The organism is Streptomyces dengpaensis, assembly GCF_002946835.1.
GTDB classification, from domain to species: domain Bacteria; phylum Actinomycetota; class Actinomycetes; order Streptomycetales; family Streptomycetaceae; genus Streptomyces; species Streptomyces dengpaensis.
The window spans coordinates 6,792,360-6,817,575 of sequence record NZ_CP026652.1 but is presented as its reverse complement, the minus strand read 5'-3'; the positions used below and the strand labels follow the sequence as shown (position 1 = coordinate 6,817,575).

Here is a 25,216-nt window from a genome sequence, read left to right as displayed (position 1 = left end):
AAGCGTTCCTCCAGTGTGTGCGAATCCGACCCGGCCGGGGGTCGTACGCTGAGCAACGCCACGAGGATCGGTGACGGCACGGAAGACCACGCCGATAGGCCCGTTCAGTTCAGTCGGCCGACGAACCGACAACCTGACCGGCCTCCCAGGGAGTTCCTGGAAGGCCGGTGGTCATGATGGTTCTCCGGTACGGAAACTCAGCGGTTGAGGCCGAGGTTGCCGAAGGCCGGGTTCAGAACGCCGATGACGTTCACGCTGTTACCGACCGCGTTCACCGGGACGTGAACCGGAGCCTGGACGAGGTTGCCCGAGACGACGCCCGGGGAGCCCTCGGCCTTGCCGCCCGCCCACGCACCGTCGGTGGCGGAGGCCATACCGGCACCGGCGGCTACCAGGCCACCGGTCACCATCGCGACAGCAGTGGCCTTCTTCAGGTTCTTCACTTCTCAACCCCTCCTAGCGATCGCTGCGGCAAGTCGCCGCAGCACGCCTTGGAGAACGGCCGAGCTCCGCGGAGGATGCGCCAACCGGGTGACATACACCCGACGGTATGAATCTCACCCCGGAGCGGAACCTCCGATTTGCCGTCCTGGATCAGCCTGTCACCCCATGGCGTACGGCCCAGAGCGCGGCCTGGGTCCGGTCCGCGAGGTCGAGCTTCATCAGGATGTTAGAGACATGCGTCTTGACGGTCTTCTCGGAGAGGACGAGGGCACGGGCGATCTCGCGGTTGGAGCGGCCGTCCGCGATCAGGCCGAGCACCTCGCGCTCCCGGTCGGTGAGTGAACCGCCTCTCCCCTGGCCCGAGTTGGCCTCCTCCTGCGACAGCAGGGCGCCCGCGACCTCGGGCTGCAGCAGGATGTGCCCGGCGTGCACGGAACGGATGGCGCCGGCCAGCGCGTCGGGGTCCACGTCCTTGTACACATAACCGGCGGCGCCCGCGCGCAGGGCCGGGACGACCGTACGCTGCTCGGTGAAGCTGGTGACGATCAGCACGCGCGCGGGGTTGGCCAGTTCGCGGAGTCTGCGCAGCGCGTCGATGCCGTCCATGCCCGGCATCTTGACGTCCATGAGGACGACGTCGGGCTTCAACTCCTCGGCGCGGGCGACTCCTTCGGCGCCGTCGGACGCCTCTCCCACGACCTCGATGTCGTCCTGTACTTCGAGGAAGGTACGCAGGCCCCGGCGGACGACTTGGTGGTCGTCGACGAGCAGCACCTTGATTGCGTCAGCCACCAGGGACCTCCATCTCGATCGTGGTGCCCTTTCCGGGCGCCGATTCCACGGTGAGTGTGCCGCCGACTCCGCTCGCCCGGTCGCGCATCGACACCAGGCCGAGGTGGCGGCCCGCGCTGCGTATCGCGGTGGGTTCGAAGCCGCTGCCGTCGTCGATGACGCGCAGGACGGCGCCCGGTCCGTGCTTCTCCAGGATGACGTCGACGCCGGCGGCTCCGGAGTGCCGCAGCGCGTTGTGCAGGGCCTCCTGGGCGACGCGCAGCATGGCCTCCTCCTGGGCGGCGGGCAGCGCCCGTACCCCGCAGCTGGAGAAGGTGACGCGCGCGGAGTGGGCGCGGTCGAGGACCTGGATCTGGGTGCGCAGGGTGGCGACCAGGCCGTCCTCGTCGAGGGCGGCGGGGCGCAACTCGACGACGGCGGCGCGCAGTTCGTCCACGGCTTCGGCGGCGAGCGTGGCCACCTGCTGGAGTTCGCCCTTGGCACGTGGCGGGTCGCGGTCGACGAGGGCGGCGGCCGCCTGCGCGGTCAGACGCAGGGAGAACAGCTTCTGGCTGACCGCGTCGTGGAGTTCATGGGCGAGCCGGGAGCGCTCCTCGGCGATGGTGAGTTCGCGGCTGCGCTCGTACAGGCGGGCGTTGGTGAGGGCGATCGCGGCGTGCTGGGCGAGGATCGTGAGCAGTTCGTCGTCGTCCTCCGTGAAGCCGCACCTTCCGTCCTCTTTAGGACAATTCTTGTTGGCGAGGAACAGCGCGCCGATGACCTCGTCGCCGTCGCGGATCGGCAGGCCCAGGAAGTCGGACATCTCCGGGTGGGCGGAGGGCCAGCCCTCGAAGCGGGGGTCCTTGCGCACGTCGGCGAGGCGCTCGGGCCGGGCCTCGTGCAGCATCGCGGCGAGGATGCCGTGCTGGCGCGGGAGCGGGCCGATGGCCTTCCACTGCGCGTCGCTGACCCCGTCGACGACGAACTGGGCGAAGCCTCCGTGGTCGTCGGGCACGCCGAGCGCCGCGTACTGCGCGTCGAGCAGCTCGCGGGCCGAGGCGACGATCGTCTTGAGGACGTCGCGCACCTCGAGGTGCCTGCTCATGGCCAGCAGCGCGGAACTCACCGCGTACAGGCCCGACCGGGGTCCTTGACTCATGACCCCAAAGTACCGGCGGGGTGTGACAACGCGTATCAGACCTGTGATGGCCCGTGCCTAGGTCCGTGGGACTAGGACGACCCGTGGGACTAGGACGAAGGGCCCCGCGTCATTGGGGCCCGCGCACGAGGCGGCGCGGGCGCCCGGTTCCTAGCTTGAAGACACCCGCCGGGAACGGCGGTCGAGGGACGAGGGGACGGATGTCATGCCGGTAGCGATCATCACGGGGGCTTCGAAGGGGCTGGGGCGGGCTCTCGGTGCGGCCCTGGCGGAGCGCGGCTGGGATCTGGTGCTGGACGCCAGGACAGCCGGGGTTCTGGAGGAGACGGCGGTGGCACTGTCCGCGTACGGGACGCGCGTGGAGGCGCTGCCCGGGGACGTCACGGACGCCGGTCACCGCGCCCAGCTGGTGGCGGCGGCCCGCAAGCTCGGCGGCGTGGACCTCCTGGTGAACAACGCGAGCGCGCTGGGCGCCGAGCCGCTGGTGCGCCTGGAGGACCTGACCCTGGACGGGCTGCGGCAGGCCCTGGAGGTCAACGTGGTCGCCGCGCTGGGCCTGATCCAGGAGGCGCTGCCGCTGCTGCGGGCCGCACGGGCGGGCACGGTCATCGACATCAGTTCGGACGCCGGCGCCGAGGCGTACGAGACGTGGGGCGGCTATGGCGCGTCGAAGGCGGCGCTCGACCATCTCTCGGCGGTCCTCGGCGAGGAGGAGCCCGGCCTGCGGGTGTGGGCCGTCGACCCCGGGGACATGGGCACGGACCTGTATGCGGCGGCCGTACCGGACGACGACGATCAACGGCCGGCGCCGGATCGTGTGGTTCCGGCCTTTCTGCGCCTGATCGACAACCGTCCGGCCAGTGGGCGCTACGCCGCTCCGGCCCTCCTGGATGAGCGATGACGACCGCCATGGGGGTCCCCCCGTTCGAGCGCAGTCGAGCATGGGGGAGGGTTCCGGAGGAGTTGTCGGCGCGGGTGCCGGCCGAGCAGCGGGGGCCCGGGCTCGACCGGGACTCCGTACGGCTGCTGGTCTCGCGCGGCACCGAGGTGTCGCATCACGCGTTCGTGGAGCTGCCCCGGCAGCTGAGGGCCGGGGATGTGCTCGTCGTCAACACCTCCCCCACCCTGGCGGCCGCCGTGGACGGGCGCGTCGGGCACGCGCGCGTGGTGGTGCATTTCTCCACGCGGGGCGATGACGGGCGGTGGGCGGTCGAGCTGCGGGATCCCGACGGAACGGGGACCACGCGCGCGCGTGCGGGAGGGCCCGCGGGAACAGAGGTGTGCCTGCCCGGGGACGTAGGGCTCGTCCTGGAGGAACCGCTGACGTCGCGGAGCCCTCGGCTGTGGTGGGGGCGGGTGCCGGGCGCCGACGTCCTGGGGCTGCTGCGGCGGCACGGGCGGCCCATTCGCTACTCCTATACAGAGAGGGACCAGCCGCTGTCCGCGTATCAGACGGTGTTCGCGCTGCCGTCCGCCGACGGCGCGGGCAGCGCGGAGATGCCGAGCGCGGCGCGCCCCTTCACCTCGCGTCTGGTGGCGGAGCTGGTGAGCCGGGGCGTGCAGTTCGCGCCGGTGACGCTGCACACCGGGGTCGCGTCGGCGGAGGCCCATGAGCCGCCGTATCCGGAGAAGTACGAGGTGCCGTGGGCGTCGGCGCGACTGATCAACGCGGCGAAGGGGGAACAAAGACGCGCAGCGCTTGCTTGGAAGAGTGGTGACGGGAGTCGGGCGGACGGACGGATCGTCGCGGTCGGTACGACGGCCGTGCGTGCCGTGGAGTCCGCGACGGGCCCCGACGGGCTGGTCCGGGCGGCGAAGGGCTGGACCGACCTCGTGGTGACCCCGGAGCGCGGAGTGCGGGTGATCGACGGGCTACTGACCGGGCTGCACGAGCCGGAGGCCTCGCATCTGCTGATGCTGGAGGCGATCGCGGGAGGCGCGGCGATCGACCGCAGCTACGAGGAGGCGCTGCGTGGGCACTACCTCTGGCACGAGTTCGGGGATGTGCACCTCATCGTCCCCGACGAAAGCACTCACTCTGAGCATTGCGACAGCAACTGTTGGTGAGAATGGCGCAGAGCCGATGTGACCCCGCACATAGGGCGCACATCACGTACGAAGGAACATAGGAGATAAATAGGACCCGCATGAGCGGGGCAGACGTGACAGTCTGCCCCGTTTTGCCCTTTCCAGGTCCACTACCCAGCTTCGTACGTCACACCTTTGCCACAGGTTTTTGCGGCCGCTAACAATGGCTCCCGTCGCTCAGCGCTGCGGGTTCCCCCGCGGCGTCAGTTCCGGACACACAGACCGTCCCCACCGGACCGGGAGCGACCTCCGCGCTATTCGAACGAGGTCCATCAGTGATGCCCAAGAACATGAACACCACTCCTGGTCGTAGTCCGAAGCTGACCAAGGTCCGCAAGCTCACCATCGCCGGTGTCGGCACCCTCGGTGCCGCTGTGCTCGCGCTGCCGATGGTCTCCGGCAACGCGCAGAACACCTCGACCGACGCGGCCGTCTCCACGGCCCCGGTCGTCTACAGCGACCAGCCGATCAAGAACGTGAAGGCCAGCATCACCGACCAGCTGGCCGGTGCCGAGCTCAAGACCCAGGCCATCGCCGCGAAGCAGGCCGCCGACGCGGCTGCCGACAAGAAGGCGGCTGCCGAGGCCGCCGCGAAGAAGAAGGCCGCCGAGGAGCGCTCCGCGGTGCTGGCCGCGAGCCGCTCCACGCAGCGCATCGAGTTCCAGACCGTCGCGGCGACGACGTACTCCAACAACCTCGACGGCTGGATCCGCGAGGCGCTCTCCATCATGAAGGAGAAGGGCATCCCGGGTTCGTACAACGGGCTGCACAAGAACATCATGCGCGAGTCCTCGGGCAACCCGAACGCCATCAACGACTGGGACATCAACGCCATCAACGGTGTCCCGTCGAAGGGCCTGCTCCAGGTCATCCCGCCGACGTTCAAGGCCTACCACGTCCCGGGCACGTCCTGGAACATCTACGACCCGGTCGCCAACATCACGGCCGCCGCGAACTACGCGGCCGACCGGTACGGCTCGATCGACAACGTGAACAGCGCGTACTGACGGCCTAGCGCGGAGCTCCGTCACAGCTGACGCCGAAGGGCGGCACCCCGGCCGGGGTGCCGCCCTTCCGTCATGTCCACCGGGTCCGCGGGACTACTTGCGCATGACCTCGGGCTCGTGACGGCGCAGGAAGCGGGCCACGAAGAAGGCGCAGACGGCGGCGAGGGCGAACAGGGCCGCCATGTCCAGGGCCCAGGCCGCGGCCTCGTGGTCCCAGAGCGGGTCCGTGTCGGCCGTGTTGTGCGGGTTGATCCGGTTGAAGTCCAGCGTCGTGCCGGCGGCGGCGACCGCCCAGCGTGCCGGCATCAGGTACGAGAGCTCGTTGACGCCCGGGTTGCCGTTCAGCGGGAACAGACAGCCGGTGAAGACGACCTGGATGATCGCGAACATGACCAGCAGCGGCATGGTCTTCTCGGCGGTCTTCACCAGCGAGGAGATGACCAGCCCGAACATCATCGAGGTGAAGCCCAGCGCCATGATCGGCAGGGAGAGTTCCGGCACGATCAGCTTGCCCAGGACGAGACCCTCGTCGGGCTTCTCGCGGCTCAGGAAACCGATCGCGCCGACCAGGGCGCCCTGCAGCATGGTGATCACGCCCAGGACGATCACCTTGGACATCAGGTACGCGGAGCGCGACAGCCCGGTCGCGCGTTCCCGCTCGTAGATGACCCGTTCCTTGATCAGCTCACGGACGGAGTTGGCGGCACCCGCGAAGCAGGCACCGACTGCGAGGATCAGCAGCACCGTGGCGGCCGTGCTGTTCGGGATGGGCAGACCGTTCGGGCCCACCGCCGTGTTCACCTTCAGGGTCTTGTCCGGCTCGATGAGCAGGCTCACCGCGCCGAGCACCGCCGGAAGGATCACCGTCAGCGCCAGGAAGCCCTTGTCGGACACGATGACCGAGACGTACCGCCTGATCAGCGTGCCCAGCTGGGAGAACCAGCCCTGCGGCTTGGGCGGCCGCATCGCCTGCGGCGGCGGCATGTGCACCGACTGCGGGGCGACGGCGTCGATGTCCGCGGCATACATCTGGTAGTGCTGCGAGCCCTTCCAGCGGCCCGCCCAGTCGTAGTCGCGGTAGTTCTCGAAGGAGGAGAAGACGTCGGCCCAGGTCTCGTAGCCGAAGAAGTTGAGGGCCTCCTCGGGCGGGCCGAAATACGCCACCGCGCCGCCGGGCGCCATCACCAGGAGCTTGTCGCAGATGGCCAGCTCGGCCACCGAGTGCGTGACGACGAGAACCGTACGGCCGTCGTCGGCGAGGCCGCGCAGCAGCTGCATGACATCGCGGTCCATGCCCGGGTCGAGGCCCGAGGTCGGCTCGTCCAGGAAGATCAGCGACGGCTTGGTGAGCAGCTCCAGGGCCACGGAGACGCGCTTGCGCTGGCCACCGGAGAGGGAGGTGACCTTCTTCTCCTTGTGGATGTCCAGCTTCAGCTCGCGCAGCACCTCGTCGATGCGGGCATCGCGCTCCTGGGCCGTGGTGTCGGCGGGGAAGCGCAGCTTGGCCGCGTAGGTGAGGGCCTTCTTGACCGACAGTTCCTTGTGCAGGATGTCGTCCTGCGGGACCAGGCCTATGCGCTGGCGCAGTTCGGCGAACTGCTTGTACAGGTTCCGGTTGTCGTAGAGGACGTCACCCTGGTTGGCGGGGCGGTAGCCCGTGAGCGCCTTCAGGAGCGTCGACTTGCCGGAACCGGAGGGGCCGATGACCGCGATGAGCGACTTCTCGGGGACGCCGAAGGAGACGTCCTTGAGAATCTGCTTGCCGCCGTCGACCGTGACAGTCAGATGGCGGGCCGAGAAGGAGACCTCACCGGTGTCGACGAACTCCTCGAGGCGGTCGCCGACGAGACGGAACGTCGAGTGGCCGACGCCGACGATGTCGTTCGGGCCGAGCAGCGCCGAGCCGCCCTTGGCGATCGGCATACCGTTGACATACGTGCCGTTGTGCGAGCCGAGGTCGCGGATCTCGAAGCGGCCGTCGGGCGTCGCGTGGAACTCGGCGTGGTGGCGCGAGACCTGGAGGTCGGAGACGACCAGATCGTTCTCCAGCGCACGACCGATGCGCATCACGCGGCCGAGGGCCAGCTGGTGGAAGGTCGTCGGGCTGCGGTCGCCGTAGACCGGCGGCGCCCCCGCGCCACCACCGGGTCCCTGCTGCGGCGGGATCTTCCCCGCCTGCTGCGGCTGCTGCCGGCCCTGTTCGGGCGCCTGCTGCTGCGGCGCCTGCTGGGCCCAGCCGGGGTTCGCCCCCTGGGCGGCGTACGTCTGCTGCTGGGGCTGCGCCTGCTGCGGCGAGGCGACGGCGGCCGCGGTGCCGGACAGGTTCAGGCGCGGTCCGTCGGTCGCGTTGCCGAGGTGCACGGCCGAGCCGGGGCCGATCTCCATCTGATGGATCCGCTGCCCCTGCACGAATGTGCCGTTGGTGCTGCCGTGGTCCTCGATGACCCAACTCCGGCCGCCCCAGCTGATCGTGGCGTGACGCCAGGACACTCTGGCGTCGTCGAGCACGATGTCTCCCTGCGGATCACGTCCGAGGGTGTAGGGCCTGGACGTGTCGAGCGTCCAGGTCCGTCCATTCAATTCCAGTACGAGTTCCGGCACTCCAGCCCCACTGAGTTGTCCCCCGAGTTACCCCCGTCACAGGGAGTCTAGGGATGTCGAACATCGTGGGGAACTATTTCAGTTGGAGCCCCCTGACCGAAAGTCGGGCCTTGTGAAGGATGCGTACGGGCGGGTTGCCCGATTTCGTTGACGGGGTTGATACCGGACCGGAGAGTGGTAATCCCACGCGAGGGGGACATCCGCGGTGGACCGCCGCGGCGCGGATCGGGGGGTCTGGCGATGAGCATCGAAACCGTGGACCACGGCGGGAGTGTCAGGAGGGTGCCCTGGGGGGACGTACTCCTGTCCGCGATCGCCGCTGTGAGCTGGGCGTTGATCGGGATGGCGGGCACGGCCGCGCTCGGCCTGCATCTGCTGGAGGCGGATACGGCCGGCTCGCTCGGGCCGATGACCGCTGCGGTAGTGGCACTTGGGGCGAACGGTGCGGTGAAGCCGTCCGGCGATGTGTCGGCCTTCGGCCTGAAAGGAGCGGAGGCGACCACTTCCCTTCAGATCACGCCCTTGGGTGTGGGGCTGGTCGGCGCGCTGCTGTTGTCGTGGTTCTTCCTACGGTCCTTGCGTGGGGCGGGAGTTGTGATCGCGGCCTCCGAACTCGTCGCGCGCGCGGGCGCGGTGGTCGTGCTGTTCGTGGCGACGCTCGGCGGGCTCGCCTGGGCCGGTCACGACGTCATCACGATCGACGGGAGCGAACTCGGGCTCGACGGCGTCACGGACGGCGTCACGGGCGGTGGCGGGCTCGGCGACATCACGGACCAGCTTCCCGGTGGGCTGGGAGATCTCGGCGGGCTGTTGCCCGACAAGATCGGCGATCTCGTGGACGCCGAGGCCGCCGTGGGCTTCACCGTCGACACCGTGCCCACGCTGCTCGGCGGCGCCGCCTGGGTGGCCGGAATCCTGGTGATCTCTCTGGTGGCCTCCCGGCGTACGCCCCTGCCGCAGGGCTGGGACGCCGTCCACCGGGTGGTACGGCCGGCCGCCTCCGCGCTGGTCACGGTGTTGCTGGTGGCGGTCGCGGCCGGGCTCGCGGCGGCGGCGTACGCGGCGATCGGCGACGCCCACCCCAAGCGGATCGCGGGCGCGGCGCTGCTCGGCGCGCCCAACGGGGTGTGGCTGGGCGTCCCCATCGGGCTCTTCGTGCCCTGGGACGGCAGGGCCACGGGTGAGCTCGCCAAGCTGCTCCCCGACCCCCTGGACAAGCTGCTGAGCGTCGACTCCGACCAGCCCGTCACGCTGGGGCGGCTCGCCGAACTCGACGGACGTGTGTGGCTGTTGGGGGTCGCGACCGCGGTCATGATGCTGTTCGCGGGGGTGCTGACGGCCGCGCGTACGCCATTCGTACGGGGGGCGGGTGCCGCTGTCGGGGGAGCTCCGGGTGGCGCGGATGTACGGGGTGGGGGTGCTGTCGGTTTCGCGGGGCGCTGCGCTCTTCGGCTCGGGGTCGTGACGGCGTTGGCGCTGCCGCTGCTGGCGTGGCTGACGGAGGTGTCTGTGGACGCGTCGCTGTCGGTGCTGGGGTTCGACGCGTTCGGTGCCGGGATCGTGTTGCGGGGGCATGTGGGGGTGGCGCTGCTGTTGGGGGCGGTTTGGGGGGCTGGGGCGGGGGCGGTGGGGGCGTTGCTGGCTTATGTGAGTGGGGCTGCGGGGCGGCGGGCGGTGGGGCTGGCTGTGGGGGGTGCGGGGGCCGCGGGGGCGACCCCGGGGGTCGGTGGGGAGGCTGGGCCTTATAGTCCCCAGGCCTCTTACCGGCCGCCGAATCCTGATACCAATCCGTACTTGCGGCTGCCCGATGAGTTGCTGCGGGGGCCGGATGAGGGGCCGCCGCCGCCGTCTCGGAAGCCCGGGGGGCGGGGCTGAGGCGCGCCGCCTGCCGTCGGTTCGCCTGCCGCGGGTGGGTGGGTCGGGGCCGTGCCGGTACATCCGCCCGTCGTGGCCGGTGGATCAGACGTGGGATTACAGGAACCGTCTCCAGATCCGAACGGGGCGACGGGCATGTGATGTACCGGCACGGCCCCTCCCGTGCGCTGGCGACTGCGGGTGCGTGGGGGCGGGCGCCCAGATCTTTCAGCCCGTCCGGCGAAGCCTTTTAGCCCGTCCGGCGTTTGAGGACGAGGCCGTTCAGGCCGAAGCGGGGGTCTGGGGGCGGCAGCCCCCAGGCACGATGGGGGTCCCCCCGCTCTGGGGGTACCTCCCAGGCCCTTAAGGCACTGGGGGAGAAGCCGAGAGTGGGGGAGGGTAGGGGCGGAGGGGGCGAAAAACAGGCCCACCCGCAGCGGGCAGGCGCGGGTGTGTGGGTGGTGAGGCCCGTGGGATCGGTGTTGCTCGGTGGTCATGGGTGGGCCACTTCGGTGACGGCCAGTGTTCTCTGTCCGCTAGGCGGACCAGGCGGGCGGAAGGCACTGGGTGCCGGATACGGTGGGAGGACCATGAGCGCTTCGCAGACCTCTGAAGTCCCTACCCTCCTTGTCAAGATCTTCGGCAAGGACCGGCCCGGCATCACCGCCGGACTCTTCGACACTCTGGCTGCCTACTCCGTCGACGTGGTCGACATCGAGCAGGTCGTCACCCGTGGCCGGATGGTGCTCTGCGCGCTCGTGACCGAGCCGGCCGGCGGGCTCGAGGGGGATCTGCGGGCCACCGTCCACAGCTGGGCGGAGTCGATGAAGATGCAGGCGGAGATCATCTCCGGCCTGGGTGACAACCGCCCGCGCGGGCTCGGACGTTCACTCGTCACCGTGCTCGGACACCCGCTCACCGCGGAGTCGACGGCCGCGATCACCGCGCGGATCACCAAGACCGGCGGCAACATCGACCGTATCTTCCGCCTCGCCAAGTACCCGGTGACAGCGGTCGAGTTCGCCGTGTCCGGTACGGAGACGGAGACACTGCGTACCGCTCTGGTCACCGAGGCCGCGGCACTGGGTGTCGACGTCGCGGTCGTTGCGGCCGGCTTGCACCGGCGCGCCCAGCGGCTGGTGGTCATGGATGTCGACTCGACTCTCATCCAGGACGAGGTGATCGAACTCTTCGCCGCGCACGCCGGCTGCGAGGCCGAGGTCGCCGAGGTGACGGCGTCCGCGATGCGCGGGGAGCTGGACTTCGAGCAGTCGCTGCACGCGCGCGTGGCGCTCCTGAAGGGGCTGGACGCCTCGGTGGTGAACAAGGTGCGCGAGGAGGTGCGACTGACACCGGGGGCGCGCACCCTGATCCGTACGCTGAAGCGGCTCGGCTTCCAAGTCGGTGTCGTCTCGGGTGGGTTCACACAGGTCACCGATGATCTGAAGGAACGGCTCGGACTCGACTTCGCTCAGGCCAACACGCTGGAGATCGTCGACGGGAAGCTGACGGGCCGGGTCGTCGGGGAGATCGTGGACCGCGCAGGCAAGGCGCGGCTGCTGCGCCGGTTCGCCGCCGAGGCGGGTGTGCCGCTGGCCCAGACCGTGGCGATCGGCGACGGCGCCAATGACCTCGACATGCTCAACGCGGCCGGTCTCGGCGTCGCCTTCAATGCCAAGCCCGTCGTACGCGAGGCCGCGCACACCGCGGTGAACTTCCCCTTCCTGGACACGGTCCTGTATCTGCTCGGCGTCACCCGCGAAGAGGTCGAGGCGGCGGACATGCATGAGGACGTCGATCACTGACCTCATACGGTTTTACGTCTCGGGGCCCGGCGCCGTAGTGGTGCCGGGCCCCTGTGCCTGTCGGGGTGGGTTACTCCGTCGGGGCCCAGTAGTCGAGCAGGGTGGCCGTCCCGGGCTCCAGGGACTTCCAGGAGCCGTCGTAGGAGAGCACCGCGAAGGCGGCGGTCGGGAAGCCGCGGCCGTTCATCCGGGCGCGCGAGTCGCCCTCGGCCTGGCCTGCCAGGATCTCGGCGAGGCCGTGCACGCCCGGGTTGTGGCCGATCAGGACCACGTTCTGCGCGTCGTCGGGGGTTTCGTTGAGCACGGCGATCAGCTCTCCGGGCGAGGCTTCGTAGAGCCGCTCCTCATAGACCGTTTTCGGCCGGTGCGGGAGCTCATGGACGGCGAGCTTCCAGGTCTCGCGGGTCCGGGTCGCGGTGGAGCAGAGGGCCAGATCGAAGGGGATGCCGGTGTCGGCCAGCTTGCGCCCGGCGACGGCGGCGTCCTTGCGGCCCCGGTCGGCGAGCGGCCGCTCGTGGTCGGACACCTGTGGCCAGTCGGCTTTCGCATGCCGGAAGAGGACGATCCTGCGGGGTTCTGCGACGCTCATGCGTCCCAGCTTCGCATGAAACACGCCATGGGGCGCAGGGAGTTGACGTCCTGCCCCGGCAGGGGTGACGAGGGTGCCTGGGCTGCGCGGAAGGTGTCGGCCGCGGGCCGGTTCACGGCGCCTCGTGCAGCATCGTGTCCTGGACGCGCTCGAAGACGTGGGTGATCGCGGGGGCGCCGCCCGCGGCGTGCGCGTCCACCGGGTTGAGTATCAGGAGCAGCAGCGTGACGAAGGCGAGCGTCGGCAGGGCGAGGGCCCACCAGGGCAGCCGGATGTCGACGCGGCCCGGGGTCGCCGGGTGGGGCCGGGTGTGCGTACGGGCCGACATGCCGCCTCCGTGGGTCCTCGAGTGGTCCGTGTCCGCCTCCTCGCGGCCACAACTCGAAGCTACGGAATCCGAAGCCCTCAACCCATCCGGTGATCCACCCACTTGACCCTGACACTCGCCCCCTAGGGGATGGGGGGTTAGCCCCCCATCGGGCTGGGACAGGCGCCTCGAGGGGGCGGTCGGGCAACGCCGTCGGCGCTGCCGCGTCCATGATCAGCCCGTCGGGCTCACGGTGAGGCGATCGCCGCGATGACGCCGATGATCACGGTGATGGCCAGCATCGCGCCGAACACGAGCAGCAGCTTCTTCTGGCCGTTCTGGGGGTTTGGGTCGAGCACAGGCATGCGGCCAGTCTCGCACCCTTCGTCCACCCCCTTACCGGTGGGGTCGGCACCCTCTCAAGGCGCTCAAGGAGTCACCTCACGCGTGGGCAGGCGCGCGGCCTCGTCCTCCACGATGCGGTTCCGGCCCGCCAGGATGCCCACGGCGATCTGCGGGACCATCAGCCCGGCCATGAGGGCGATCGGCAGGCCCCAGCCGCCGCTGTGCTGGTAGAGGACGCCCACCAGCAGCGGGCCCGGGATCGAGATCAGATAGCCGGTGCTCTGGGCGAACGCCGAGAGCTTGGCGACGCCCGCGCCGGTCCTGGCCCGCATGCCGACCATGGTCAGTGCCAGCGGGAAGGCGCAGTTGGAGACGCCGAGGAGCAGGGCCCAGGCCCAGGCGCCGGCCGCCGGGGCGAAGTAGAGGCCCGCGTATCCGGCGAGTCCGCAGGCGCCGAGCACGACCGCGATCGGTCCCTGGTCAGGCAGCCGCGTGGCGAGGCGGGGGATGACGAAGGCCAGCGGTACGCCCATGACCATCGTGACGGCGAGGAGCAGTCCCGCGGTGCCGGCCGCGACGCCCGCGTCACGGAAGATCTGCGCCATCCAGCCCATCGTGATGTACGCGGCGGTGGCCTGGAGCCCGAAGAAGACGGCGAGCGCCCAGGCCGTACGGCTGCGGGTGATGCGCAGCACGTCGGGTTCCTGCCGCGCGGACACGACGGCCCCTGAAGCGGTACGTCCGCCGGGGGCACCGCTCCCGGAACCGGCAAGCCGACCGGGGTCAGCGCTCCCGGACTCAGAACGCCCACCAGGGGCACCGCTCCCGGATGCCTCACCCCGCGCGCGTACGAGCGGAAGCCACGGCACCACGGCCGCCGCCGCGAGCCCCGCCCACACCGCGAGCCCGGATTGCCAGCCGCCTCCCAGGGCGTCGGTCATGGGCACCGTCACCGCGGCCGCCGCCGAGGTGCCGAGTGCGAGGGCCATCGAGTACAGGCCGGTCATGGAGCCGACCCGGTCCGGGAACCAGCGCTTGACGATCACCGGCATCAGAACGTTGCTGACGGCGATGCCCATGAGCGCGAGCGCGCTGGCGGCCAGGAAGCCGGCCGTGTTCCCGGTGTACGGCCGGATCGCCAGGCCCGCGGCGATGGCGGCCATGCCCGCACAGACGACCGCGCCGGGACCGAAGCGGCGGGCGAGCCGCGGAGCCATGACGCCGAAGGCGGCGAAGCAGAGCGGCGGTACGGAGGTGAGCAGTCCGGCGACGCTGCCGCTCATGCCGAGCCCGTCGCGCACTTCTTCGAGGAGGGCGCCGAGGCTGGTGATCGCGGGGCGGAGGTTGAGGGCGGTGAGGACGATGCCTACGACCACCAGACGCGTCGTCCACGCGCGCGTGGCGGGCGTTTCGCCCTCGGGCTCCGTGTCCGGTACGCCCTTGGGCTGCGTCTCCGCGGAGGGGCGTATCGGTGTGGACGTTATCGTCCGGGTCTCCTCGCTCACCATGACGCCCATCATAGAATCATGGGATGATTGGCTGTCCACTCCCCTTGCTTTAATCTCCGGAGCGTCCAACCCGCGCGACCGACCACACCGGGACCCGTACGAAGGACCGTCATGCCGCTGAGCCACCCCCGCCGATCGGCGCTGTCCGAGCAGGTCATCGCAGAGCTGCGGAACCAGATCACGTCGGGTGAGTGGCCGGTGGGCTCCCGCATTCCCACCGAACCGGAGCTGGTGGAGCAGCTCGGCGTCGCCCGCAACACGGTCCGCGAGGCCGTCCGCGCGCTCGCCCACAACGGGCTGCTCGACATCCGCCAGGGCTCCGGCACCTTTGTCGTGGCGACCAGCGAGCTGGCGGGCGTGATGCACCGCCGCTTCGCGGACGCCGACCCGCGGCACATCGCCGAGCTGCGCTCCACGCTGGAGTCGAGCGCCGCGAAGCTGGCCGCCGAGCGGCGCACCGAGCGCGATCTCAAGCAGCTGGACACGCTCCTCGTACGGCGTGAGGAAGCGTGGGAGTCGGGCGACGCGGAGGCCTTCGTGACCGCCGACGCGACCTTCCATCTGGCGGTGGTGGCCGCGTCCCACAACGACGTCATGACGGCGATGTACGCGGACCTGGGCGAGGTGCTGCGCGACTGGCTGCGCGAGGACGTCGGCAAGGAGCTGACGCCGGAGACCTACATGGACCACGCCCGGCTCGTCGACGCGATCCGCGCGGGGGACACAGAGGCGGCCGCCACGGAGGCCGCGGGCTATCCGTTCGCGTGCCGGCCGGGACGGCTAGGGCCTGTCCGGCGGATCAGGTCGGAGGAAAGCAACGGTGCCTCATAAACACAGGTGAGCGGGGCTTGGTGCGTCCAGCTGCAAGGCGGAGGAGGGCGGCGACGCGATGGGGGTGCCCCCGCGTGAGCGCATTCGAGCGTGGGGGAGTCGGCAACCGACGACAACGCCGCAGATGGGCGTGCCAAGCCCCGCGTCTCCGACATGATCCGCCGGACAGGCCCCATAGGCCGGAAGGACCGGGACGTCACCTCTGGTGACTGACCCACACCGACAGGATCTCCTTCCAGCAACGGCCGGTGAGCCGCACCGTCGTGGCGGGTCCCACCTCGACCGGCGCGCCGTCGCTGTCGATGTCCCACCAGCGGGCGCACTCTATGTGCAGCCGTACGCGGTCGGTGTCCACATAGGGGTTGTGGCAGTACGCGACGGCATGGGACCCGCTGGTCGTGGTGCGGCACTCGGCGCCGAACAGACCGGGCACAGGGGACTGTTCGGATGCCACTCCTTCGCGCCCCACACCGTCGTGCCCCACGCGCGCGTGGGGCATCGCCTCGTACGGCACGGCCATCACGAGAGCGACAGCGGCGAACACCGGGGCAAAGCGGCGGGACAGGCGCACAAGGGGACCTCCTCGCCGTACGAGTGCGGGGCGGTGCGTACTCCCAGCGTGCGCGGGACGCCGCTCCCCCCGCCCGGTCAGCTGGGCCGAACGGGCGACGCCCCGCTCCCCGCGCGCTGCGGGAAACGGGGCGTCGGAGGCGTACGAACGTAGGCGAAGGCGTACGGACGTCAGCGAAGGCGTACGAACGTCAGCGGAGGCGTACGAACGTAAACGCTTGCGTAAGCGTTTACGCGCCGATCGCGTGCAGACCGCCGTCCACGTGGATGATCTCGCCCGTGGTCTTCGGGAACCAGTCGCTCAGCAGGGCGACGACACCGCGGCCGGCCGGCTCCGGGTCCTTGAGGTCCCACTCCAGGGGCGAACGGGAGTCCCACACGGCGGCGAGCTCGCCGAAGCCCGGGATGGACTTGGCGGCCATGGAGCCGATCGGGCCCGCCGAGATGAGGTTGCAGCGGATGTTCTGCTTGCCCAGGTCGCGCGCCATGTAGCGGTTGGTGGCCTCGAGCGCGGCCTTGGCCGGGCCCATCCAGTCGTACTGCGGCCACGCGTACTGCGCGTCGAAGGTGAGGCCGACGACCGAGCCGCCGTTCTGCATCAGCGGCAGGCAGGCCATGGTCAGCGACTTCAGGGAGAACGCCGAGACGTGCATGGCCGTGGCGACCGACTCGAACGGCGTGTTGAGGAAGTTGCCCCCGAGGGCGTCCTGCGGCGCGAAGCCGATGGAGTGGACGACACCGTCGAGGCCGCCCAGCTCCTCACCGACGATGTCGGCGAGGCGGCCGAGGTGCTCCTCGTTGGTGACGTCGAGCTCGATGACCTTGGTGGGCTTGGGGAGCTTCTTGGCGATGCGCTCGGTCAGCGTGGGACGCGGGAACGCGGTCAGGATGATCTCGGCGCCCTGCTGCTGCGCCAGCTTGGCGGTGTGGAAGGCGATGGAGGACTCCATCAGCACACCGGTGATCAGGACGCGCTTGCCCTCGAGAATTCCGCTCATGGTGATCAGTGACCCATTCCCAGTCCGCCGTCAACGGGGATGACGGCTCCAGTGATGTACGAGGCGTCGTCCGAGGCGAGGAAACGCACCGTCGCGGCGACCTCCTCGGGCTTCGCGTAGCGGCCGAGCGGCACCTGCGACACGATGTTCGCACGCTGCTCGTCGGTGAGCGCCTTGGTCATGTCGGTGTCGACGAAGCCGGGCGCGACGACGTTGAAGGTGATGTTGCGCGAGCCCAGCTCACGGGCGAGGGAGCGCGCGAAGCCGACGAGGGCGGCCTTGGAGGCGGCGTAGTTCGCCTGGCCGGGGCCGCCGAACAGGCCGACGACCGACGAGATGAGCACGACGCGGCCCTTCTTGGCGCGCAGCATGCCGCGGTTGGCGCGCTTGACGACGCGGAAGGTGCCGGTGAGGTTGGTGTCGATGACCGAGGTGAAGTCCTCCTCGGACATGCGCATCAGGAGCTGGTCCTTGGTGATGCCGGCGTTGGCGACCAGGACCTCGACCGGGCCGTGCTCGGCCTCGATCTCCTTGTAGGCCTGCTCCACCTGCTCGGTGTCGGTGATGTCGCACTTGACGGCGAGGCAGCCCAAGTCGGTGAGGGCGGCCGGCGGCTCACCCGAACGGTATGTGATCGCGACCTTGTCGCCGGCCTCGGCGAACGCGCGGGCGATGGCGAGGCCGATGCCCCGGTTGCCTCCGGTGACGAGAACCGAGCGGCTCAACGGATCACCCTTTCTTAGCGGACTGGAACCCCTGCTGGACAGGCGCCTTCGTCGAAAACCTATCGGTCCGGACCGCCGCGCGGACAATCGGGCACCGACAGTGGCATCGGGGACTGACTGTCGGATCCCTACAGAAAGCCGCGGCTTGGCGACGGAAAGGTGTGGCCGCCGGGCCCGCCCGCGCGACATGATCGGTCCCGACAGGCCACGACAGCAGGGAGACCTCCGTGCCTCATTCCATCGACGAATCCTTCACGGCACTACCGCTGCGTGCCCTGGCCGACGCCGCGCTCGCACGCGCGCGTGCCCTCGGTGCGGAGCACGCGGACTTCCGGTTCGAGCGGGTGCGCAGCGCGTCCTGGCGGCTGCGGGACGCCAAGCCCTCCGGGTCGTCGGACACCACGGACCTGGGGTACGCGGTGCGGGTGGTGCACGGCGGTACGTGGGGGTTCGCGTCGGGTGTTGATCTGACGATGGACGCCGCCGCGAAGGTGGCGTCGCAGGCCGTCGCGATGGCGAAGCTGTCGGCCCAGGTGATCAAGGCGGCTGGATCTCAAGAGCGGGTGGAGCTGGCGGACGAGCCGGTGCACGCCGAGAAGACGTGGGTCTCGTCGTACGACATCGATCCCTTCTCCGTGCCGGACGAGGAGAAGGCGGGGCTGCTCGCCGACTGGAGCGCCCGGCTGCTGGCGGCCGAGGGTGTCAGTCACGTCGACGCCTCGCTGCTGACCGTGCACGAGAACAAGTTCTACGCCGACACCGCCGGGACCCTGACCACGCAGCAGCGCGTCCGGCTGCACCCGCAGCTCACCGCGGTCGCCGTCGACGAGTCCAGCGGCGAGTTCGACTCGATGCGGACCCTCGCGCCGCCGGTCGGGCGCGGCTGGGAGTACCTGCAGGGCACCGGCTGGGACTGGGAGTCCGAGCTCGTGCAGGTCCCGGAGCTGCTCGCCGAGAAGATGCGGGCGCCGAGCGTCGAGGCGGGCGTGTACGACCTCGTCGTCGACCCGTCCAACCTGTGGCTGACCATCCACGAGTCCATCGGCCACGCCACCGAGCTGGACCGCGCGCTGGGCTACGAGGCCGCGTACGCCGGTACCTCCTTCGCCACCTTCGACCAGCTGAACAAGCTGAGGTACGGCTCCGCGCTGATGAACGTCACCGGTGACCGCACCGCCGAGCACGGCCTCGCGACCATCGGGTACGACGACGAGGGCGTCGAGGGCCAGTCCTGGGACCTCGTCAAGGACGGGACGCTCGTCGGCTACCAGCTGGACCGGCGCATCGCGAAGCTGACCGGCTTCGAGCGCTCCAACGGCTGCGCGTACGCCGACTCCCCCGGGCATGTGCCGGTGCAGCGCATGGCGAACGTTTCCCTGCGGCCGGATCCCGGTGGGCTGTCCACCGAGGACCTCATCGGAAGCGTCGACCGCGGCATCTACGTCGTCGGCGACCGGTCCTGGTCCATCGACATGCAGCGCTACAACTTCCAGTTCACCGGGCAGCGCTTCTTCAAGATCGAGAACGGCCGGATCACCGGCCAGCTGCGGGATGTCGCGTACCAGGCCACGACCACCGACTTCTGGGGTTCGATGGCCGCGGTGGGCGGCCCGCAGACGTATGTCCTGGGCGGTGCCTTCAACTGCGGCAAGGCTCAGCCGGGCCAGGTCGCGGCGGTCTCGCACGGCTGCCCGTCCGCCCTCTTCAAGGGCGTCAACATTCTGAACACGACGCAGGAGGCCGGTCGATGAGCGCCCGTACGAACAAGCCGCACGAGATCGTCGAGCGCGCCCTCGAACTGTCCCGTGCCGACGGCTGCGTGGTGATCGCCGACGAGGAGTCGACCGCGAACCTGCGCTGGGCGGGCAACGCGCTGACCACGAACGGGGTCACGCGCGGGCGCACGCTGACCGTCATCGCCACCGTCGACGGCCGCGAGGGCACCGCGTCGGGCGTCGTCTCGCGCTCGGCCGTGACCGCCGACGAGCTGGAGCCGCTGGTGCGGGCCGCCGAGGCCGCCGCGCGTGGAGCGGGGCCCGCCGAGGACGCCCAGCCGCTGATCACCGGCGTGCCGGAGTCCCCCGACTTCACGGACGCGCCCGCCGAGACCTCGTCCGCCGTGTTCACGGACTTCGCGCCGGCGCTCGGCGAATCGTTCGCCCGTGCGCGCGAGGGCGGTCGCGAGCTGTACGGCTTCGCCAACCACGAACTCGTCTCCAGCTATCTCGGTACGTCGACGGGGCTGCGCCTGCGGCACGACCAGCCCAAGGGCACGCTGGAGCTGAACGCCAAGTCGCCGGACCGTACGCGGTCGGCGTGGGCGGGACGGTCGACGCGGGACTTCAAGGACGTCGATCCGGCGGCGCTGGACGCGGAGCTGGCCGTACGGCTCGGCTGGGCGGAGCGGCGCATCGACCTGCCCGCGGGGCGCTACGAGACGCTGCTGCCGCCGACGGCCGTCGCGGACCTGCTGATCTACCAGATGTGGTCGGCGGCGGCCCGGGACGCGGCCGAGGGCCGGACCGTCTTCAGCAAGCCCGGCGGCGGCACCCGTGTCGGCGAGAAGCTCACCGACCTGCCGCTGACGCTGCGCAGTGACCCGAACGAGCCGGGCCTGGAGTCCGCGCCCTTCGTCCTCGCGCACTCCTCCGGCGACGACGCGTCCGTGTTCGACAACGGGCTGCCGCTCCATGCCACCGAGTGGATCGGCGAGGGCGAGCTGAAGCACCTGTCGAGCACCCGGCACAGCGCGGGCCTGACCGGGCTCCCGGTGACGCCGACGATCGGCAACCTCGTCCTGGACGGCGGCGAGGACCGCTCCCTGGAGGAGATGGTCGCCGCCACCGAGCGCGGTCTGCTGCTGACCTGCCTCTGGTACATCCGCGAGGTCGACCCGGCGACGCTGCTGCTGACCGGGCTGACCCGGGACGGCGTCTACCTCGTCGAGAACGGCCAGGTCGTCGGCGAGGTGAACAACTTCCGCTTCAACGAGTCGCCGGTGGACCTGCTGGGGCGGGCCACCGAGGCGGGGCGCACGGAAAGGACACTGCCCCGTGAGTGGAGCGACTGGTTCACCAGGGCCGCGATGCCCGCGCTGCGGGTGCCGGACTTCAATATGAGCTCTGTCAGTCGGGGCGTATAACCTCGTACGTGATTGCTGGACCATCCAAGGAGATACGAGAACCGTGACGGACATCGTCGACGAGCTGAAGTGGCGGGGGCTGTTCGCCCTGTCCACTGACGAGGACGCTTTGCGCAAGGCGCTCGCGGACGGTCCCGTCACGTTCTATTGCGGCTTCGACCCGACGGCGGCCAGCCTCCACGTCGGCCACCTTGTGCAGGTCCTCACCATGCGCCGGCTCCAGCAGGCAGGTCTGCGTCCGCTGGCCCTCGTGGGCGGTGCCACCGGCCAGATCGGCGACCCGCGCCCGACGGCGGAGCGCACGCTGAACGATCCGGAGACGGTCGCCGGCTGGGTCACCAGGCTGCGCGCGCAGATCGAGCCGTTCCTGTCCTTCGACGGCGAGAACGCCGCGGTGATGGTGAACAACCTGGACTGGACGGCCGGCCTGTCGGCCATCGAGTTCCTGCGCGACATCGGCAAGCACTTCCGGGTCAACAAGATGCTGACGAAGGACTCGGTGGCCCGTCGCCTCCAGTCCGAGGAAGGCATCAGCTACACGGAGTTCAGCTACCAGCTGCTGCAGGGCATGGACTTCCTCGAGCTCTACCGGCGCTACGGCTGCACGCTGCAGCAGGGCGGCAGCGACCAGTGGGGCAACCTGACCGCGGGTCTGGACCTGATCCACAAGCTGGAGCCGCACGCCAATGTGCACGCGCTGGCGACGCCGCTGATGACGAAGGCGGACGGCACCAAGTTCGGCAAGACCGAGGGCGGTGCCATCTGGCTCGACCCCGAGATGACGACGCCGTACGCGTTCTACCAGTTCTGGCTGAACGTGGACGACCGTGACATCTCGACGTACATGCGGATCCTGTCCTTCAAGTCCCGCGAGGAACTGGAAGAGCTGGAGCGGCAGACCGAGGAGCGTCCCCAGGCCCGTGCCGCGCAGCGCGCACTCGCCGAGGAGCTGACGACGCTGGTGCACGGCGCCGACCAGACGGCCGCCGTGATCGCCGCGTCCAAGGCCCTCTTCGGGCAGGGCGAGCTGGCCGGTCTCGACGACAGGACGCTGGCTGCGGCCCTGTCCGAGGTGCCGCACGTCCAGGTCACCGAGCTCGGACCGGTCGTGGACCTCTTCGCGGAGGTCGGTCTGGTGGCGAGCAAGTCGGCCGCGCGCCGCACGATCAAGGAGGGCGGGGCGTACGTGAACAACGTGAAGGTCGCCGCCGAGGACGCGGTCCCCGCCAAGGAGGACCTGCTGCACAGACGCTGGCTGGTCCTGCGCCGAGGCAAGAAGAACCTGGCCGCGGTGGAGGTCACGGGCGCCTGAGGCATCGGCGACGCGCGTACGAAGGGGGCGGTTCCGTCACGGGCCGCCCCCTTCGTCGTACCGCCGAACCCTCCGGCTCGGCCGTCAGGCCTTCACCTTGCTGCCCCGCACCGCCATGTAGAGCATGTCGCCGAGGAAGACGATGACGATCGCGGCCACGAGCTGGAGCACGTGCCGGCCCCAGTCGATGCCTCGCGTGCTCTCGATGCCGACCGCCCGGGCGATCGCGTTGCCGACAATGCCGCCGAGAATGCCGAAAATCGTGGTCAGCCAGAGAGGACTGTGCTGCTTGCCCGGGATGATCGCCTTGGCCAGCAGGCCCAGCACGAATCCGACGATGATCGCCCACAACCAGCCCATGTCTGCCTCCTAGTACGGCTCCCGTGAGCAGTAGGCCCAGTCTCGGGCCGTCCGCCGTACGGCGCCTGCCGGGCGGAGCCATACGTGGTACGTCGCATCCTGTCCGGCCACGTCAGAACATGACCCGGTCTCGAATGCGGCGCAGCCGCGGCGTAACGTTGGTGTTGCTCGGGTCTGCTCCCTGACGGGTTCGGACCGGCTACGGACCGGGGAGCGTCCGACACAGGCGGGTGGTGGAACGTGATGCGGAAGCAGAGCAATGCCCAGGTCTTCCGGATCACCGGAGCCAGGCAGGGGCTCGACGAGGACGTACGGGGCAGGCAGCGTCGCTATGTCATCTCGATGTCCGTCCGCACGGTTGCCGTGATCCTCGCCGCCACCCTGTGGAACGTCGAGCGGCACGTCGCGATCGTCGCGCTGGTATTCGGACTGCTGCTGCCCTACATCGCCGTGGTCATCGCCAACGCGGGCCGGGAGAACGCGCCGTCGCTTCCCTCGACGTTCGTCAACGCCCCCACCCGTCCGATGATCGCTCCGCCGCGGGAGGACGACGTCGCGGAATCCGTCCCGGGCGGCTCCGCGGAATCCGTCCCGGAGGACTTCGCGGAATCCGTCCCGGAGGACGTCGCCGCCGACCCCGGAACGCGGCCGCAGCGCGAGCCGCACGACCTGAGCTGACCCCGTGCACGGAGGGTGCCGCGAAAGCGGAATCCGACCGTGTGCCAAGCTCAAAAGAAGCTCAGTTCAATCGCGCTGTCCAGTGCCCGGCGGCGGGTTACCCGTGACATACTTCGTACGCGCTCCGCATCCCCCGTCGGAGCGACGGACCGACGCCGGGCAGCTCCCCCCGTGGCTGCTCGGCGTCGCCTTTTGTGGGGGCCGGATCGCGATGTTTGAGGGGCTGGATCGAGGGGCCGCATCGTCTGAGCGGCCTCCGTGTCACCGAGGGTTCTCTACCACAACGCTTGCTGCCAAGCTCAGGAAAAGCTCAGATCAATCATGATGTTCCGGTGCAGGGCAGCCGGTACTCCGTGGCATCCTACGGACGCGCTCCGCATCCCCCGGCCGGAGAACGGACCGACCCGGACCGGCACCGGCCAGCCCATCATCCACGCGCCAGGAGGCCCCTTATGCTTGCGATCTGGCAAAATGTCAGGTTTGTCACCGCATTAACGGTGCTCGTTCCCCTGGCCTTCGTCTGCCTGACGCTTCTCGTCATCGGACTGGCCGTGCTGGTCCTGCCGCAGTCGCGTCATCCCAGCGCGTTCCGCGCCATGGGGATTCTCCGGCAGGTGGTCGAGGTGCTGGTGTCCGGGCGTCAGACGGCGCGGCGTTCATGAGGCGCGGCCTCCGTTAGGGTCGGGGCGTGAACCTGAACGTCCCCGGCACCGAACCCGCCTCCCCCATCTGCTCGGCCAAGGGTTGCCGCGCCGACGCCGTGTGGGTGCTGGCCTGGAACAATCCGAAGCTGCACACGCCGGAGCGGCGGAAGACATGGCTCGCGTGCGAGGAGCACCGCGAGCATCTGTCCAAGTTCCTTGGCGTGCGCGGGTTTCTGAAGGACGTCGTGAAGCTCGACGAGTGGGAAGCCCCTGAGGAGCAGGGCTGACCGCTCCGGGGACGTCAGCCGTCGGAGCCCGGGGACGTCAGCCGCCCGGCCCCTGCGAGGCTGAGCCGGCCGCCGGGGCCCAGCGAGGCCTGCGTCAGCCGCCAGAGCCCTGCGAGGCCTGCGTCAGCCGCCGATCGCCGACATCGGGCGCTCCGGCTGGAGGAACGACGGGTCGTCCAGGCCCGAGCCCGCCTTCTTGCCCCACATCGCGACCCGCCATATGCGGGCGATCTCCTCGTCGGGGGCGCCGGAGCGAAGGGCGGCGCGCAGGTCCGTCTCCTCGGTGGCGAACAGGCAGGTGCGGACCTGGCCGTCGGCCGTGAGGCGCGTACGGTCGCAGGCCGAGCAGAACGGGCGGGTGACCGAGGCGATCACACCGACGCGCTGCGGGCCGCCGTCGACGAGCCAGCGCTCGGCGGGGGCGGAACCCCGCTCAGCGGAGCCCTCCTCGGTGAGCTCGAACCGGGTGCGGAGGGAGGTCAGGATGTCGCCAGCCGTGACCATGCCGTCGCGCTTCCAGCCGTGCTGGGCGTCCAGGGGCATCTGCTCGATGAAGCGGAGCTCGTAGTCATGCTCCACCGCCCAGGCCAGCAGGCCAGGGGCCTCGTCGTCATTCATTCCGGGCATCAGGACCGAGTTGACCTTGACCGGGGTGAGGCCCGCGTCGCGGGCGGCTTCGAGGCCCGCGATGACGTCCTTGTGGCGGTCGCGGCGGGTGAGGGTCTTGAAGACGTCGGGGCGCAGGGTGTCCAGCGAGACGTTCACCCGGTCCAGGCCCGCCGCCTTCAGGGCGGTCGCGGTGCGCTTGAGCCCGATACCGTTGGTCGTCAGGGACATCTCGGGGCGGGGCTCGAGCACGGCGACCCGTTCGACGATGCCGACCAGGCCGGGGCGCAGCAGGGGCTCGCCGCCGGTGAAGCGGACCTCGGTGATGCCGAGGCTGGTGACCGCGATCTCTATCAGGCGGACGATCTCGTCGTCCGTGAGCAGATCGGGCTTGGCCAGCCACTGCAGGCCCTCTTCGGGCATGCAGTACGTACACCGGAGATTGCATCGGTCCGTCAATGAAACGCGCAGGTCGGTAGCCACTCGGCCGTAGGTGTCGATGAGCACGTGGGCCCCCTCCCTCGATGCGGATCACAAGCGTCGGGCATCTGTGAGCCTACGTGACACGACTGACATCGGCATCGG

At 70.0% G+C, this 25,216-nt stretch carries 25 protein-coding genes; 12 read left to right on the top strand and 13 right to left on the bottom strand.

Features of this window, described 5'->3' with window-relative positions:
* Positions 1–197: 197 nt before the first annotated feature.
* From chpE to C4B68_RS31405, 3 genes are all read right to left on the bottom strand, one after another.
* The gene (gene chpE, locus C4B68_RS31415; RefSeq protein ID WP_099504688.1) at positions 198–443 is read right to left on the bottom strand and encodes a chaplin ChpE; all 246 of its coding nucleotides are present in this window, start codon (positions 441–443) and stop codon (positions 198–200) included.
* Between the two features lie 151 nt (positions 444–594).
* Positions 595–1,236 carry a response regulator gene (locus tag C4B68_RS31410; protein ID WP_099504687.1) on the bottom strand — a complete coding sequence of 214 codons (642 nt, stop codon included), beginning with the start codon at positions 1,234–1,236 and terminating at the stop codon, positions 595–597.
* Positions 1,229–2,374: a GAF domain-containing sensor histidine kinase gene (locus tag C4B68_RS31405; RefSeq protein WP_099504686.1), complete on the bottom strand. Its 1,146-nt coding sequence runs from the start codon at positions 2,372–2,374 to the stop codon at positions 1,229–1,231. The genes C4B68_RS31410 and C4B68_RS31405 overlap by 8 nt, the downstream gene beginning before the upstream one ends.
* Before the next feature lie 205 nt (positions 2,375–2,579).
* On the opposite strand from C4B68_RS31405, the gene C4B68_RS31400 reads away from it, so the two are divergent.
* The 3 genes from C4B68_RS31400 (at position 2,580) to C4B68_RS31390 (ending at position 5,469) form a co-directional block, all read left to right on the top strand.
* The gene (locus C4B68_RS31400) at positions 2,580–3,275 is read left to right on the top strand and encodes an SDR family NAD(P)-dependent oxidoreductase (protein ID WP_099504685.1); all 696 of its coding nucleotides are present in this window, start codon (positions 2,580–2,582) and stop codon (positions 3,273–3,275) included.
* Positions 3,272–4,441, top strand: coding sequence for an S-adenosylmethionine:tRNA ribosyltransferase-isomerase (locus tag C4B68_RS31395; RefSeq protein ID WP_099504684.1), 1,170 nt, complete (start codon positions 3,272–3,274; stop codon positions 4,439–4,441). Before C4B68_RS31400 ends, C4B68_RS31395 begins: the two co-directional genes overlap by 4 nt.
* Positions 4,442–4,740: 299 nt before the next feature.
* Entirely contained in the window at positions 4,741–5,469 is a 729-nt protein-coding gene (locus tag C4B68_RS31390; protein ID WP_099504683.1) for a transglycosylase SLT domain-containing protein, read from the top strand.
* 93 nt (positions 5,470–5,562) lie between these two features.
* On the opposite strand, the gene C4B68_RS31385 is transcribed toward C4B68_RS31390, so the two are convergent.
* Positions 5,563–8,070, bottom strand: a complete 2,508-nt coding sequence (locus tag C4B68_RS31385; RefSeq protein WP_099504682.1) for an ABC transporter ATP-binding protein/permease — start codon at positions 8,068–8,070, stop codon at positions 5,563–5,565.
* Between the two features lie 240 nt (positions 8,071–8,310).
* Between C4B68_RS31385 and C4B68_RS31380 the strand changes: the two genes are divergently transcribed.
* Both C4B68_RS31380 and serB read left to right on the top strand, forming a co-directional pair.
* Entirely contained in the window at positions 8,311–9,945 is a 1,635-nt protein-coding gene (locus C4B68_RS31380) for a streptophobe family protein (protein ID WP_218963938.1), read from the top strand.
* 569 nt (positions 9,946–10,514) lie between these two features.
* On the top strand, positions 10,515–11,729 hold the full coding sequence (gene serB, locus C4B68_RS31375) for a phosphoserine phosphatase SerB (protein ID WP_099504681.1): 1,215 nt from the start codon (positions 10,515–10,517) through the stop codon (positions 11,727–11,729).
* A gap of 70 nt (positions 11,730–11,799) precedes the next feature.
* Here serB and C4B68_RS31370 read toward each other — a convergent pair whose 3' ends face one another.
* The 4 genes from C4B68_RS31370 to C4B68_RS31355 all read right to left on the bottom strand — a co-directional run bounded on the left by C4B68_RS31370 (position 11,800) and on the right by C4B68_RS31355 (position 14,490).
* A complete protein-coding gene (locus tag C4B68_RS31370) occupies positions 11,800–12,318 on the bottom strand; it encodes a SixA phosphatase family protein (RefSeq protein WP_099504702.1) in 519 nt (172 codons plus the stop codon).
* Positions 12,319–12,430: 112 nt separating this feature from the next.
* Positions 12,431–12,646, bottom strand: a complete 216-nt coding sequence (locus C4B68_RS31365) for a hypothetical protein (protein WP_099504680.1) — start codon at positions 12,644–12,646, stop codon at positions 12,431–12,433.
* A gap of 227 nt (positions 12,647–12,873) precedes the next feature.
* The gene (locus tag C4B68_RS44145) at positions 12,874–12,990 is read right to left on the bottom strand and encodes an SGM_5486 family transporter-associated protein (protein ID WP_099504679.1); all 117 of its coding nucleotides are present in this window, start codon (positions 12,988–12,990) and stop codon (positions 12,874–12,876) included.
* Between the two features lie 63 nt (positions 12,991–13,053).
* On the bottom strand, positions 13,054–14,490 hold the full coding sequence (locus C4B68_RS31355) for a CynX/NimT family MFS transporter (RefSeq protein WP_099504678.1): 1,437 nt from the start codon (positions 14,488–14,490) through the stop codon (positions 13,054–13,056).
* A gap of 99 nt (positions 14,491–14,589) precedes the next feature.
* Here C4B68_RS31355 and C4B68_RS31350 point away from each other — a divergent pair, with 99 nt between their 5' ends.
* Positions 14,590–15,309 carry a FadR/GntR family transcriptional regulator gene (locus C4B68_RS31350; protein ID WP_099504677.1) on the top strand — a complete coding sequence of 240 codons (720 nt, stop codon included), beginning with the start codon at positions 14,590–14,592 and terminating at the stop codon, positions 15,307–15,309.
* A gap of 196 nt (positions 15,310–15,505) precedes the next feature.
* Here the strand turns inward: C4B68_RS31350 and C4B68_RS31345 are convergent, their stop codons facing one another.
* From C4B68_RS31345 to fabG, 3 genes are all read right to left on the bottom strand, one after another.
* Positions 15,506–15,880, bottom strand: coding sequence for a hypothetical protein (locus tag C4B68_RS31345; RefSeq protein ID WP_099504676.1), 375 nt, complete (start codon positions 15,878–15,880; stop codon positions 15,506–15,508).
* Between the two features lie 229 nt (positions 15,881–16,109).
* Positions 16,110–16,877: an enoyl-ACP reductase FabI gene (fabI, locus tag C4B68_RS31340; protein WP_099504675.1), complete on the bottom strand. Its 768-nt coding sequence runs from the start codon at positions 16,875–16,877 to the stop codon at positions 16,110–16,112.
* A 5-nt stretch (positions 16,878–16,882) separates the two neighbouring features.
* Positions 16,883–17,602, bottom strand: a complete 720-nt coding sequence (gene fabG / locus C4B68_RS31335; RefSeq protein ID WP_099504674.1) for a 3-oxoacyl-[acyl-carrier-protein] reductase — start codon at positions 17,600–17,602, stop codon at positions 16,883–16,885.
* 227 nt (positions 17,603–17,829) lie between these two features.
* Here fabG and C4B68_RS31330 point away from each other — a divergent pair, with 227 nt between their 5' ends.
* Genes C4B68_RS31330 through tyrS form a run of 3 tightly spaced genes read left to right on the top strand, consistent with a single transcriptional unit; the run spans position 17,830 to position 22,056 of the window.
* A complete protein-coding gene (locus C4B68_RS31330) occupies positions 17,830–19,353 on the top strand; it encodes a TldD/PmbA family protein (RefSeq protein ID WP_099504673.1) in 1,524 nt (507 codons plus the stop codon).
* Positions 19,350–20,744: a metallopeptidase TldD-related protein gene (locus C4B68_RS31325; RefSeq protein ID WP_099504672.1), complete on the top strand. Its 1,395-nt coding sequence runs from the start codon at positions 19,350–19,352 to the stop codon at positions 20,742–20,744. The genes C4B68_RS31330 and C4B68_RS31325 overlap by 4 nt, the downstream gene beginning before the upstream one ends.
* A gap of 43 nt (positions 20,745–20,787) precedes the next feature.
* Positions 20,788–22,056, top strand: a complete 1,269-nt coding sequence (gene tyrS, locus C4B68_RS31320) for a tyrosine--tRNA ligase (protein ID WP_099504671.1) — start codon at positions 20,788–20,790, stop codon at positions 22,054–22,056.
* An 84-nt stretch (positions 22,057–22,140) separates the two neighbouring features.
* Here tyrS and C4B68_RS31315 read toward each other — a convergent pair whose 3' ends face one another.
* On the bottom strand, positions 22,141–22,416 hold the full coding sequence (locus C4B68_RS31315; RefSeq protein ID WP_099504670.1) for a GlsB/YeaQ/YmgE family stress response membrane protein: 276 nt from the start codon (positions 22,414–22,416) through the stop codon (positions 22,141–22,143).
* A gap of 243 nt (positions 22,417–22,659) precedes the next feature.
* On the opposite strand from C4B68_RS31315, the gene C4B68_RS31310 reads away from it, so the two are divergent.
* The 3 genes from C4B68_RS31310 (at position 22,660) to C4B68_RS31300 (ending at position 24,025) form a co-directional block, all read left to right on the top strand.
* Entirely contained in the window at positions 22,660–23,094 is a 435-nt protein-coding gene (locus C4B68_RS31310) for a DUF3099 domain-containing protein (RefSeq protein ID WP_099504669.1), read from the top strand.
* Between the two features lie 452 nt (positions 23,095–23,546).
* Positions 23,547–23,756, top strand: a complete 210-nt coding sequence (locus tag C4B68_RS31305; RefSeq protein WP_099504668.1) for a hypothetical protein — start codon at positions 23,547–23,549, stop codon at positions 23,754–23,756.
* A 26-nt stretch (positions 23,757–23,782) separates the two neighbouring features.
* Positions 23,783–24,025 carry a hypothetical protein gene (locus C4B68_RS31300; RefSeq protein ID WP_099504667.1) on the top strand — a complete coding sequence of 81 codons (243 nt, stop codon included), beginning with the start codon at positions 23,783–23,785 and terminating at the stop codon, positions 24,023–24,025.
* A 123-nt stretch (positions 24,026–24,148) separates the two neighbouring features.
* Here C4B68_RS31300 and moaA read toward each other — a convergent pair whose 3' ends face one another.
* Positions 24,149–25,138, bottom strand: coding sequence for a GTP 3',8-cyclase MoaA (moaA, locus tag C4B68_RS31295; RefSeq protein WP_099504666.1), 990 nt, complete (start codon positions 25,136–25,138; stop codon positions 24,149–24,151).
* Positions 25,139–25,216: the final 78 nt, after the last annotated feature.